This window comes from Epibacterium sp. HA2-3 (assembly GCF_055693725.2).
Genome location: NZ_JBVFUL020000002.1, coordinates 495,503 through 506,654 on the forward strand (window position 1 = coordinate 495,503; position 11,152 = coordinate 506,654).

At 61.7% G+C, this 11,152-nt stretch carries 12 protein-coding genes; 7 read left to right on the top strand and 5 right to left on the bottom strand.

Annotation, left to right across the window (positions count from 1 at the left end):
- Window positions 1-7: 7 nt before the first annotated feature.
- The gene (locus tag ACZ1HH_RS16870) at window positions 8-970 is read right to left on the bottom strand and encodes an acetyl-CoA carboxylase carboxyltransferase subunit alpha (protein ID WP_416369889.1); all 963 of its coding nucleotides are present in this window, start codon (window positions 968-970) and stop codon (window positions 8-10) included.
- Between the two features lie 219 nt (window positions 971-1,189).
- Here ACZ1HH_RS16870 and ACZ1HH_RS16875 point away from each other — a divergent pair, with 219 nt between their 5' ends.
- Window positions 1,190-2,023, top strand: a complete 834-nt coding sequence (locus ACZ1HH_RS16875; protein WP_416369888.1) for an AraC family transcriptional regulator — start codon at window positions 1,190-1,192, stop codon at window positions 2,021-2,023.
- 117 nt (window positions 2,024-2,140) lie between these two features.
- Here ACZ1HH_RS16875 and ACZ1HH_RS16880 read toward each other — a convergent pair whose 3' ends face one another.
- On the bottom strand, window positions 2,141-2,743 hold the full coding sequence (locus tag ACZ1HH_RS16880; protein ID WP_044026525.1) for a LysE family translocator: 603 nt from the start codon (window positions 2,741-2,743) through the stop codon (window positions 2,141-2,143).
- A gap of 76 nt (window positions 2,744-2,819) precedes the next feature.
- Between ACZ1HH_RS16880 and ACZ1HH_RS16885 the strand changes: the two genes are divergently transcribed.
- Together ACZ1HH_RS16885 and ACZ1HH_RS16890 are read left to right on the top strand one after the other, a co-directional pair.
- The gene (locus ACZ1HH_RS16885) at window positions 2,820-3,272 is read left to right on the top strand and encodes an Lrp/AsnC family transcriptional regulator (protein ID WP_011536783.1); all 453 of its coding nucleotides are present in this window, start codon (window positions 2,820-2,822) and stop codon (window positions 3,270-3,272) included.
- Between the two features lie 614 nt (window positions 3,273-3,886).
- Window positions 3,887-4,255 (top strand): VOC family protein, encoded by a 369-nt coding sequence (locus ACZ1HH_RS16890; RefSeq protein WP_472635447.1) that lies wholly within the window; start codon window positions 3,887-3,889, stop codon window positions 4,253-4,255.
- A gap of 124 nt (window positions 4,256-4,379) precedes the next feature.
- Here ACZ1HH_RS16890 and ACZ1HH_RS16895 read toward each other — a convergent pair whose 3' ends face one another.
- Window positions 4,380-5,342 (bottom strand): L-malyl-CoA/beta-methylmalyl-CoA lyase, encoded by a 963-nt coding sequence (locus ACZ1HH_RS16895; protein WP_416369885.1) that lies wholly within the window; start codon window positions 5,340-5,342, stop codon window positions 4,380-4,382.
- 307 nt (window positions 5,343-5,649) lie between these two features.
- On the opposite strand from ACZ1HH_RS16895, the gene dgcN reads away from it, so the two are divergent.
- From dgcN to ACZ1HH_RS16910, 3 genes are all read left to right on the top strand, one after another.
- Window positions 5,650-6,651, top strand: coding sequence for an N-acetyltransferase DgcN (gene dgcN, locus ACZ1HH_RS16900; protein ID WP_011536786.1), 1,002 nt, complete (start codon window positions 5,650-5,652; stop codon window positions 6,649-6,651).
- Between the two features lie 105 nt (window positions 6,652-6,756).
- A complete protein-coding gene (gene dgcA, locus ACZ1HH_RS16905) occupies window positions 6,757-7,722 on the top strand; it encodes an N-acetyl-D-Glu racemase DgcA (protein ID WP_487320453.1) in 966 nt (321 codons plus the stop codon).
- 10 nt (window positions 7,723-7,732) lie between these two features.
- On the top strand, window positions 7,733-8,593 hold the full coding sequence (locus ACZ1HH_RS16910) for a D-amino-acid transaminase (RefSeq protein WP_011536788.1): 861 nt from the start codon (window positions 7,733-7,735) through the stop codon (window positions 8,591-8,593).
- Window positions 8,594-8,658: 65 nt separating this feature from the next.
- Here ACZ1HH_RS16910 and ACZ1HH_RS16915 read toward each other — a convergent pair whose 3' ends face one another.
- The gene (locus ACZ1HH_RS16915; protein WP_472635448.1) at window positions 8,659-9,453 is read right to left on the bottom strand and encodes a DODA-type extradiol aromatic ring-opening family dioxygenase; all 795 of its coding nucleotides are present in this window, start codon (window positions 9,451-9,453) and stop codon (window positions 8,659-8,661) included.
- A 186-nt stretch (window positions 9,454-9,639) separates the two neighbouring features.
- A complete protein-coding gene (locus ACZ1HH_RS16920; RefSeq protein WP_011536790.1) occupies window positions 9,640-9,972 on the bottom strand; it encodes a DUF1244 domain-containing protein in 333 nt (110 codons plus the stop codon).
- A 183-nt stretch (window positions 9,973-10,155) separates the two neighbouring features.
- Here ACZ1HH_RS16920 and ACZ1HH_RS16925 point away from each other — a divergent pair, with 183 nt between their 5' ends.
- Window positions 10,156-11,139, top strand: a complete 984-nt coding sequence (locus tag ACZ1HH_RS16925) for a calcium/sodium antiporter (protein ID WP_472635449.1) — start codon at window positions 10,156-10,158, stop codon at window positions 11,137-11,139.
- Window positions 11,140-11,152: the final 13 nt, after the last annotated feature.

Here is an 11,152-nt window from a genome sequence, read left to right on the forward strand (position 1 = left end):
GCAGCGATCAGGCGGCCAGGCCCTTCGACCCGATGTCGAGGAATTTCTGGCGCCGATCCTTGATCAGCGCTTTGGCGTCCATGTCCTTCATTTCCGCCAGCATCTCGCTGATGGCTGCACCCACCGCGCGGTAGCTGGCTTCGGGATCGCGATGCGCGCCGCCCAGGGGTTCGGGGATCACCCGGTCCACCACCTCAAGCGCCTTCAGGTCCTGCGCGGTCAAACGCAGCGCCTCGGCAGCCTCGCGCATTTTCTCGGCGTCTTTCCAAAGGATCGACGCACAGCCTTCGGGCGAGATCACCGAATAGACCGAATGCTCCAGCATCGCGACACGGTTGGCGGTGGCAAAGGCCACAGCGCCGCCAGAGCCACCCTCGCCGATGATCACGGAAATCACCGGCACACCGATCTTGAGGCTCATCTCGGTCGACCGTGCAATCGCCTCGGACTGGCCGCGCTCTTCGGCCCCCTTGCCGGGGTAGGCCCCGGTGGTATCCACCAGCGTGACGACGGGCAGACCGAAGCGGCCCGCCATCTCCATCAGGCGCACGGCCTTGCGGTAGCCTTCGGGACGCGCCATGCCAAAGTTATGGGTGATACGCGATTTGGTGTCAGACCCCTTCTCGTGGCCGATCACCATCACCGGCTGGTCATTAAAGCGCGCAAGACCGCCCATCACCGCAAGGTCATCGGCAAAATTCCGGTCCCCTGCCAGCGGCGTGTACTCGGTAAAGAGCTTTTCGATATAGTCCTTGCAGTGGGGCCGCTCAGGGTGGCGTGCCACCTGACATTTGCGCCACGCGGTCAGATCCGCATAGAGATCCTTCAGAAGCTGCGCTGCTTTCTTGTCGAGCGCGGCGGCTTCATCCACCACATCCATTTCTTCGTTGGTGCGCGCCAACGCCCGCAGCTCTTCCGCCTTGCCTTCGATCTCAGCGAGGGGTTTTTCGAATTCCAGATACTGGGTCATGCTGTCTCTACTGTCACGGTTTGCTCGTTATATGGACTTACGCTGCGTCCGATGCAACTCTCCGTGTAGGATATGCACCCCCTCCTACGCGGTCGCGGCGGGGCTTTGCCACTGTTGAGCGTGCAGAATGCGTCGCCTGAGGGCCTTGCGCAAACTCAGCAAGATTTGTCACGCCCGCTTCTGGCATCACGAGGCGGCACGACGACCAAAGGACAAAGCATGGCCCAGAGTTACGAGGATCGCATCCTGCGGGTGCTCCGGTATATTCACGACAACCCGGCCGGGGATCTCAGCCTCGACCGGCTGGCGGATGTGGCGGCAATGTCGCGGTTTCACTGGCATCGGGTGTTTCGCGCCCTCACCGGCGAGACCTGCGGCCAATCGGTGCGCCGGATCCGGCTGCACCGCGCTGCCGTGGCGCTGGCGCATTCCGATGCCTCGATTGAGGAGATCGCCGCCACCGTGGGCTACCCCAGCCGACATTCCTTTTCGCGTGCCTTTACTGCGGCTTATGGCGATGCGCCCGGAGCCTTCCGCGCCAAGGGGCTGCATTTGCCGCCGCTTGCACTTCGCGATCCAAAGGAGCTTTTAATGCATAATGTCACCCTGCGCGATGAACCCGCGCGCCACCTCGTCACCGTCCCTCACCGTGGCCCCTATGCCGAGATCGGGCGCGCGTTCGAGCATTTTTCAGCGCTCGCCAACAGTCGCAACCTCTGGCCGCAGCTGGGGCCGGTGCTCGGCGTGTACCTCGATGCGCCGGGCGAGGTGCCCGAAGATCAGTTGCGCAGTTATGCCGGGGCGGAATATCGCGGCGATGGCACGCCGGAGGGGCTCGAACCCTTTGCGCTGCCTGGCGGCAAGGCGGCGGTGCTCACCTTCAAGGGCCCCTATGCGGGGCTTGCAGCGGCCTATGACAGTCTTTTTGGTGGCTGGCTGCCGCAATCGGGCGAGACCCCGGCCGATCAGCCCTGCTATGAGATCTATCTCAACGATCCCCGCGCCACCGCCCCCGAAGAACTGCTTACGGAAATCGTGCTGCCCTTGCGTTAAGCGCGCCGCTTTTCGCGAGAGCGAAAAGGCGTGCAGGGGGCCCTCGATGGGCGCTCTCCACGCTCCCGTTCCACGCGACCCCTCTTTGGGGGGATCATTCTTTCCTGATGTGCGAGATCAATTGGGCCAGATCACCGGATAGAGCGAGGCCACCAACAGCACTGCCATGGTCCAGTTAAAGAGCGTCAGTCGTTTGGGGCTGGTCAAGAACCGCGCCATCTGCTGCCCAAGCACGGTCCAGGACCCCACAGAGGGCAGGTTGATCGCCCCAAAAACCACCCCCACAACCAGAATTGCCCAGAGCGTATGATCCGGCGTATAGGCGCTGATCGCAGTGAGCGCCATCGCCCAGGCCTTGGGATTCACCCATTGAAAGGCCGCCGCCTGCAGAAAGGTCATCGGGGTACCGGCATCCCCGTCTGCGCCGGTTTTGGCAGCGCCCGCATTGGCGATTTTCCACGCCAGATAAAGAAGATAGACCACCGAGCCAACTTTGAGCACGGTGTAGCTCACCGGGTAGGCATCAAAGACCTGCACCAGCCCCGCGCCGACCAGCAGCACCATGAACACAAAGCCAAGCGCCACGCCCAGCATATGGGGAATGGTGCGCCGAAAGCCAAAATTGGCGCCAGAGGCCATCAGCATCAGGTTGTTCGGCCCCGGCGTGATCGAAGAGACGAAGGCAAAAAGCGCAAGCGCTGCGAGGAGATCATAGGTCATCATGCGCAATATCTTGCGGCGCAGATGCGGAAATGAAATTGTGTTTTTGTGTTAGCCCGGGCATTATTTGCAACAAATGGCGAAGACTGACAAAATAAACCAGCAGATATTGCAAGAACTGGGCCGCGATGGCCGGATCTCGAATCTCGAGCTGGCGGACCGGGTCGGCCTGTCGCCCTCGGCCTGCTTGCGCCGGGTTCAGGAGCTTGAACGCGCCGGCGTCATCACCGGCTATCGTGCGGTGCTCGACCGCGAGGCGATGGGCGTGGGGTTTGTCACCTATATCGGCGTGGGGCTCGGAGAGCACACCAAAGAGGCGCAGGAAGCCTTTGAGCGCGCCATGCGCAGCGCGCCTGAAGTGGTGGAGTGCCACAACATCACCGGCACCATCGAATACCTCTTGCGGGTCGAATGCGCCGACCTCAAAAGCTACAAGCAGTTTCACACCGAGATCCTTGGGACCTCGCCCTTTGTGACTGCGATCACCACCTATGTGGTGATGGGCTCGCCCAAGGATCAGCGCGCCTGAGCGCGCTTGCGGCAGAATGTGTTGCGCAGCCCCCGTACGCCCTGGCAGGGAAATCCTATTGAACTGCCGCTAAGCTCCTGAGAGATCGCGATCATCGGCCGGGTTGACACCCCGGCCCCTCCTGGAACCGGCTTTCCCGAACGGGAAGCGTGCAGAGACAACGTTTAGCGCGCGGGTGGATACACCCGTCCAACTCCGATCTGGCGGCGCCGCCTCCTTATCGTCAACAAAATTGTCGTCCTCATCATTCAGATCCCCACCCAATCCGAGGATCACCCAAACAGCAAGACGGATACGGCGCCCTATCCCGGAGCACGCCGGTCATCGTGCTGCTGATAAACTCTGGGACTGAGGGATTGCGCCGCGCTGCGCGCGCCGCCGCAGGGCCGGGGCCGCGCCTTCGGCGCGGCCCCGGCTTGGCCCAACGCTTTTGGATCAGGCTTGCCCTGATCCCTAAAAGGGGCGGGAGCGCTCCGCCCTCCTGCTCGTCATCTTCACCGCAGACAAACAGATCGCGCACCCTGTCGTTCGCGCTTAGACTTCACGCTTGACCTCAACCCCGCTTGAGATCCGAGGCTCGTTTTCGTGACGACCATTTTCGGGGGACAGCCAGTATGAAAATCACCACAGCGGGTCTCATATTGTTCACGACGCAGTATCAGGCCTGCGTCACCTTTTATCGCGATTGCTTGAGACTGAGATTACTCCATAGCATCAATCGTCCCGGAGAGACCCTGAGCACCTTTGATCTGGGCGGCGCCTATTTGATGATCGAACCCGAAGACGATCCCGCCGCAGCTCTGGCCAGACTGCCACTGAAGTTGCGATTCAATGTGCCGGATGTCCAAGCGAGCTCTGAGAAACTGCGGCAACGCGGTGTGGAGGTGCGACTCCTTCACCATTCCTGGGGCAGCACTGCGGAGTTCAGTGACCCCGCAGGCACGCGCTGCGCCTTGCGCTCCGATGAAGGGTTCGGCGTGTGAGCCGAACCCATTCCTATCGGGGAAGAGCGCAAGGGAGCGAGGCGCTGCCTCGCGCTCCGGGATATTTTTGGTTAGAAGAAGCCTGAGGCCGTATCGCGCAGGCCCCGACAGCATTGGGCCGGGTTTAGCTGTTCTGTGCGATGAGGTCGGATTGCGCCACGATGACTTCGGCCTGTTTAATGGACGCAATGTCTACGAGACGCCCTTTGTAGACGGTTGCGCCGGCGCCTGTGGCCTTGGCCTCTTCCATCGCAGCCAGGATTTCGCGCGCCTCGGCAACGGCAGCATCCGAAGGCGTAAAGACCTCATTCGCCAATGCGATCTGCTTGGGGTGGATCGCCCATTTGCCCACCATGCCCAGCGTCGCGGAGCGTTTTGCCTGGGCCATGAACCCTTCGTCATCGGAGAAGTCCCCAAAAGGCCCGTCCACCGGGAGCACCCCATGGGTGCGGCAGGCGGCGACAATTGCGGCCTGGGCCCAGTGCCACGGGTCGGACCAATGTTTGGCGCCCTCATGGAGCATGTAGTAATTCTCCTGTGTGCCGCCGATCCCGGTGGTCTGCATGCCCATGGAGGCGGCAAAATCCGCCGCGCCGAGGCTCATGGCCTGCAGACGCGGACTGCTGGCGGCGATCGCCTCGACATGGGCGATGCCAGCCGCGGATTCGATAATGACTTCAAAGCTGATCGGCTTCTGGCGGCCCTTGGCACGTTCGATCGCGGTCACAAGCGCGTCGACGGCATAAACGTCCTCGGCGCAGCCCACCTTCGGGATCATGATCTGGTCGAGCCGATCACCCGCCTGCTCCAGAAGGTCCACCACATCGCGGTACCAATAGGGCGTGTCGAGACTGTTGATGCGCACGCTCAGGGTTTTGCGCCCCCAATCGATCGTATTGATAGCGTCGATCACATTGGCGCGGGCCTGATCCTTGTCCGACGGGGCCACGGAATCTTCGAGATCGAGGTTGATCACATCCGCTGCCGACGCTGCCATCTTGGCAAAGAGTTTTGTGTTGGAGCCGGGGCCAAACAGCTGGCAGCGGTTGGGGCGGGCCGGGGGCGTGGGCTGCGGGCGAAAGCTCATACTGGGTTCTCCGGGTTCTTAAATTCCAAAATGCGTTGTGATTTTGGTATTTCGTTACCGCACGCTTGGCAAGCGCTATTTGCAGCTGCAGCATAACCCCCATGCCGCAGCCGCAAAGAGACGGACACTCTGGCGCGTCATCCTGGGCGCATATCGGCGAATGACGGGAGATTCTTCGTAATATTCGATCATTGTTCGAAGATTTCACCCCAATCCCCCGCTGCATCGGCGAATTAGACAGGAAGTTGCAGCGCGATTGCCGCAAGCTACTTTGGACTCTGACGAATTCCAAAAAAGGACGCTGGATATGATCGAGACCCCTTATCTCCTGTTCCTCGGCGACGCGCCCGACATGCTGGCCGCCAAAGTGGCCATCGGCATCCGCGACTGGCGCCCCGACCATGCGGTGGGCCAGATCAGCTTGCCCGGATGTGGCGCGGATCTTGGCCTCACCGAGATGACGCTGGAAGACGCCAAGGCCGCTGGCGCCAAAACGCTGGTGATCGGTGTCGCCAACCGAGGCGGCAAGATCAGTCAGGAGTGGAAGAAAGTTCTGGTGCAGGCGCTGGAAGAGGGGTTCGACCTTGCCTCCGGCTTGCACAATCTCTTGCGCGATGAGCCTGATCTGGCCGCCGTGGCAGAGGCCACCGGGCGTACCCTACATGATGTGCGGGTGCCTTCTGTGCAATATCCGATCGCCGATGGCGTCAAGCGTCGCGGCAAGCGCTGCCTCGCGGTGGGCACCGATTGTTCGGTCGGCAAGATGTACACGGCGCTTGCCATGGACAAGGAAATGCAGGCCCGCGGCATGAAGTCGACCTTCCGCGCCACGGGTCAGACCGGCATCCTGATCACCGGCGACGGCGTGCCGCTGGACGCGGTGATTGCAGACTTCATGGCAGGGTCCATCGAGTATCTGACGCCCGACAATGATGACGATCACTGGGATCTCATCGAGGGTCAGGGCTCGCTGTTCCATGTGTCCTATTCCGGTGTGACCATGGCGCTGGTGCATGGCGGCCAGCCCGACGCGTTGATCCTCTGTCACGAGCCCACCCGCACCCATATGCGCGGTCTGCCCGATTATGATGTGCCCACGCTTGAGGAATTGCGCGATGTGGCCCTGCCGCTGGCGCAACGGGCCAACAAGAACTGCAAGATCGTTGGGATTTCCGTCAACACCCAGCATTTGGGTGAGGAGGAGGCCGTGGCCTACCTGAAGGAAGTCGAGGGCCGGATGGGTCTGCCTGCGGTGGACCCCTATCGCCACGGCGCCGGTCGTCTGGTGGACGCGCTTGCTGCGGTCTGATTAACATCTCTGGCCGGAGGCGTCTGTGGAGCGCGCAGGGGCCTCCGGCGGGGATATTTTCAAGAAGATGAAGAAGGGGTGGCGCCGCTGCCCGAAGGGAGAGCCATGAAAATCACCGTCACCCCCGATGTGTTCAAACTGGCGCAAGTGTTCACCATCTCGCGCGGGTCGCGCACCGAGGCCAAGGTGCTGACGGTTCGGATTGAGGATGGAGATCATGTGGGCTGGGGCGAATGTGTGCCCTATGCGCGCTATGACGAGACACTCGAGTCGGTGACGGCTCAGATCGAAGCGCTGCCCGCTACGTTCACCCGCGCGGAACTGCAATCCCTGCTGCCAGCAGGGGCGGCGCGCAATGCGGTGGATTGTGCCCTGTGGGATCTGGAGGCCAAAAAGGCCGGCAAGCCGGTCTGGGAATTGGCCGGTCTGGCTCAGCCGGGACCCGAGATCACCGCCTATACGCTGTCGCTTGCCTCTCCGGAGGAGATGCAGAAACAGGCCGCAGAGAACGCCCATCGTCCGCTGTTGAAGATCAAGCTCGGCACGCCAGAGGATATGCCCCGCCTTGAGGCGGTGCGCGCAGGCGCGCCCGAAGCGCGGATCATCATTGACGCCAACGAGGGCTGGTCGGCTGAGGTTTACGCCGAGCTTGCACCGCATCTTGTGCGCCTTGGGGTGGAGCTGGTGGAGCAACCCCTGCCCGCAGGAGAGGATGAGGCGCTGATCGGCATGGAACGTCCGGTGCCGGTCTGCGCCGATGAGAGCGCGCATGACTGCGCCAGCCTGCCAAAACTCAAGGGCAAATATGATGTTGTGAACATCAAGCTGGATAAGACCGGCGGCCTGACAGAAGCCTTGAAATTGCGCGATGCGGCACTGGCCGAGGGCTATCAGGTGATGGTCGGCTGCATGGTGGGATCGTCGCTCGCGATGGCCCCCGCGACATTGGTGGCACAGGGTGCGTTGGTGACAGATCTTGACGGGCCGCTCCTTCTGGCCGAAGACCGTCCCGAACCGCTGACTTTTGACGCCGAGGGGGTCCACCCCCCACGGCCCGCGCTCTGGGGCTAAGGAGACGAGAATGACCCGTACCGTATATGTAAACGGCGACTACCTGCCGGAAACCGAGGCCAAGGTCTCTATCTTTGATCGCGGCTTTCTGATGGCGGATGCGGTCTATGAGGTGACTTCTGTGCTGGGCGGCAAGCTCATCGATTTTGAGGGCCACGCGGTGCGCCTGAAGCGGTCGCTGGATGAGCTCGATATGGCCGAGCCCTGCACCAAGGAGGAACTCCTTGAGATCCACCGCAAGCTGGTGGAGCTGAATGATATCGACGAGGGTCTGGTCTATCTGCAGGTCACGCGCGGCTCGGACGGGGATCGGGATTTTGTGTTCCCGTCTGAGGATACAAAACCGACCATCGTGTTGTTTACGCAAAACAAACCCGGCCTCGCCGATAGCCCCGCCGCCAAGAAAGGCGCCAAGATCATCTCGATCGAGGACATCCGCTGGGGCCGTCGCGACATCAAGACCGTGCAGCTGTTGTACCCCTCCATGGGCAAGATGATGGCCAAAAAAGCCGGTGCCGATGACGCCTGGATGATCGAGGATGGCCATGTGACCGAGGGCACCTCCAACAACGCCTATTTCGTGAAGGATGGCGTGATCGTCACCCGCCCGCTGTCCAATGACATCCTGCATGGGATCACCCGCAAGGCGGTTCTGCGCATGGCCGAAGAAGCCCAGCTCAAGGTCGAAGAGCGCCTCTTTACCATCGACGAAGCCAAAGCTGCGGATGAAGCGTTTACCACCTCGGCCTCTGCATTTGTGATGCCGGTTGTGGAGATCGACGGCGTGGCCCTCGGTGACGGCACACCAGGTCCCATCGCCAAACGTCTGCGCGAGATCTACCTTGAGGAAAGCATCAAGGCGGCTGTGTGATCCCACACAAGACCTGACGGAATTCTTCAAAAGGCCACCCTATGACGGGTGGCCTTTTTTTCATGTCAGCCGAACCGAAAGCCCGAGGCCGTCACACCGCCGAATATCTCGGTCTGGTGATAGATCCGGGTCATGTCGTCCTGCTCAGCCGCACCGAGGGCTGCAAAGATCGGGGCGAGGTGATCTTCTTGGGCGTGGCAGTCGCGCGCATAGGGGGCCTGCTCCCAGTTCATCAGCGCCTCGGTGCGGGCGGACGGATCCAATGCCAGCGCATCGTTCAGCCAGGCATCAAACGCTTCTGACGGCACCCGCGCACCGGGGCCAAAGGCGCGCAGATTGTGGTAGCTGAGCCCAGAGCCGATGATGACCACGCCCTCGTCGCGCAGCGGCGCCAAGGCGCGCCCCATGGCAAAATGCGCCGCCGGGTCATAGGCTTTTTGCAGCGAGACCTGATAAAGCGGCACATCGGCCTCCGGGTAGATCACGGCCATCGGGGCAAAGGTGCCGTGATCAAAGCCGATCTCGGGATCGAGCCGCGTCGGCAACCCTGCCTGCGCCAGCAAATCCTGGGTCCGGGCCGCCAAATTCGGCGCGCCGGGTGCGGCGTAGGTGATCTCATAGGTCTCGGGGGGAAAACCGCTGTAGTCGTAAACCATCGGCGGCTGCGGGCTGGACATCACCGCAAAACCCTCGGTCTCCCAATGGCCGGAGATCATCAGCACTGCTTTGGGGCGCTCCGGCAGCTGATCCGGCATCGCCTTGAGAGAGGCTTCGAGCGGGGCGAACTGCGCCCGCCACTCCGGCAACCAGGGCCACGGGCCACCGCCATGAGAGATAAAGAATGTGGGCATGCGCGTCATGAGAGCTCTCCCGGATCGCAGGATGAAGGAACACGCTCAAAGCTAGGCAGAGCGGGCGGCAAAACATAGGCGCAAGCCCGCACAGCCCCTGTGCAGTTGCAAGCCGCCCCCCCCCGCACGCAAGAAAAAACGCCCCGGTCGCGAACCGGGGCGCTGTCTGCGGTCACGCGCGCTGTCAGGTGAAAATCAACCCTTCTCGGTGCCGACATTCTCGGCAAAGGCCTTTTGGAAGGCCTCTTGTTTATCGGCGCCCGCCTCGGTTTGGTAGTTGGCCTTCCAGTCGTCCATGGTCATGCCATAGAAAATCTCGCGCGCTTGTCCTTTGTCCATCTCGATGCCCTTCTCATTGGCCGCTTCTTGGTACCAGCGGCTGAGGCAGTTGCGGCAGAACCCGGTGAGATTCATCATGTCGATGTTCTGCACATCCGTGCGGTCCTGCATCAGGTGTTGACGCAGGCGGCGAAAGGCGGCCGCTTCCAGTTCGATCTGGGTCTGGGCGTCGAGGTCTGGCTGTGTCATGGGGGCTCCTGTCCTTTGGTGTGCTCAAGAGGTAGCAACCCCGCAATAGTCCGACAAGCGCCCCGGGGCACAAAGCGCTGAGCCCACGGCCGAAATAGATTTTACCGCGTCCTTGAAACGGTGCGATAAAACCGCCAGTTCAGCGAAAATCATACGCCGCATTGGGCGCTTCCGGAGAGACGAATGTTGGAAATTGGACTGCTTCTTGTGGTCGGCCTCGGCCTGCTGATGGTGGGAGGTGATCTCTTGGTGCGCGGTGCTGTGCAGGCTGCGGCCAAACTGGGGGTGTCGCCCTTGGTGATCGGCCTCACCCTTGTCGGTTTTGGCACCTCTACGCCCGAACTCGTGACATCGGTGCAGGCCGGGTTGAGCGGCGCACCGGGGATTGCCTATGGCAACGTCGTGGGGTCCAATATTGCCAATATACTGTTGATCGCGGGGATTTCAGCCCTCTTGTGTCCGATCATTGTCGCGCGGGCCGCTCTCAGACGTGATGCCGTGGTGATGCTGCTTGCGGCACTTGTATTCAGTGGCCTTGCAGCCGTCTGGCCGATGGGGCGCCTGAGTGGCGCGGCGCTCGTTATTGCCATGATTGGCTATATAACCTTCGTGGTCCGCCAAGAGCGCCAGAATGCGGATACCGGTGCGCTCCATGACAAGGGCGAGGCGCTTGCGGGTGCGGCACCCGGTCTGGATGCCGCGCAAACAAAGAGCAGGCGCGCGCTGGCTGTGTCGCTGTTGCTCGCCCTTGGCGGATTGGTGCTGGTTGTGGTCGGTGGCGCGGCCCTGGTGAACGGTGCGGTCGCCCTCGCGCGGAGCTTTGAGATCTCGGAAACCGTGATTGGCCTCACGATCGTCGCGGTCGGCACCTCAATGCCCGAGCTTGTGACCTCGGTGATTGCCGCGCTGAAGCGTCAGGGCGATGTGGCCTTTGGCAATGTGGTCGGCTCCAACATCTACAACATCCTTGGCATTGGCGGCACGACGGCGCTGATTGCCCCTTCTGATCTGCCGGGCGACATCCTGCGGTTTGATGCGCCAGTGATGATCCTCGTCTCCGCCGTATTCGTGCTGTTTGCAGCCACCGGCTTGCGCGTGGGGCGTCGAGAAGGCGCAATCCTGCTGGCGGGCTATGGGCTCTACATCTGGATGATCTGGCCGCAATAACTTCGCCGCTGAG

Excerpts from the sequence above, each read along its gene's own strand:
- ACZ1HH_RS16870 (WP_416369889.1), bottom strand. The coding sequence starts at position 970 with ATGACCCAGTATCTGGAATTCGAAAAACCCCTCGCTGAGATCGAAGGC.
- ACZ1HH_RS16875 (WP_416369888.1), top strand. The coding sequence starts at position 1,190 with ATGGCCCAGAGTTACGAGGATCGCATCCTGCGGGTGCTCCGGTATATT.
- ACZ1HH_RS16880 (WP_044026525.1), bottom strand. The coding sequence starts at position 2,743 with ATGACCTATGATCTCCTCGCAGCGCTTGCGCTTTTTGCCTTCGTCTCT.
- ACZ1HH_RS16885 (WP_011536783.1), top strand. The coding sequence starts at position 2,820 with ATGGCGAAGACTGACAAAATAAACCAGCAGATATTGCAAGAACTGGGC.
- ACZ1HH_RS16890 (WP_472635447.1), top strand. The coding sequence starts at position 3,887 with ATGAAAATCACCACAGCGGGTCTCATATTGTTCACGACGCAGTATCAG.
- ACZ1HH_RS16895 (WP_416369885.1), bottom strand. The coding sequence starts at position 5,342 with ATGAGCTTTCGCCCGCAGCCCACGCCCCCGGCCCGCCCCAACCGCTGC.
- dgcN (WP_011536786.1), top strand. The coding sequence starts at position 5,650 with ATGATCGAGACCCCTTATCTCCTGTTCCTCGGCGACGCGCCCGACATG.
- dgcA (WP_487320453.1), top strand. The coding sequence starts at position 6,757 with ATGAAAATCACCGTCACCCCCGATGTGTTCAAACTGGCGCAAGTGTTC.
- ACZ1HH_RS16910 (WP_011536788.1), top strand. The coding sequence starts at position 7,733 with ATGACCCGTACCGTATATGTAAACGGCGACTACCTGCCGGAAACCGAG.
- ACZ1HH_RS16915 (WP_472635448.1), bottom strand. The coding sequence starts at position 9,453 with ATGACGCGCATGCCCACATTCTTTATCTCTCATGGCGGTGGCCCGTGG.
- ACZ1HH_RS16920 (WP_011536790.1), bottom strand. The coding sequence starts at position 9,972 with ATGACACAGCCAGACCTCGACGCCCAGACCCAGATCGAACTGGAAGCG.
- ACZ1HH_RS16925 (WP_472635449.1), top strand. The coding sequence starts at position 10,156 with ATGTTGGAAATTGGACTGCTTCTTGTGGTCGGCCTCGGCCTGCTGATG.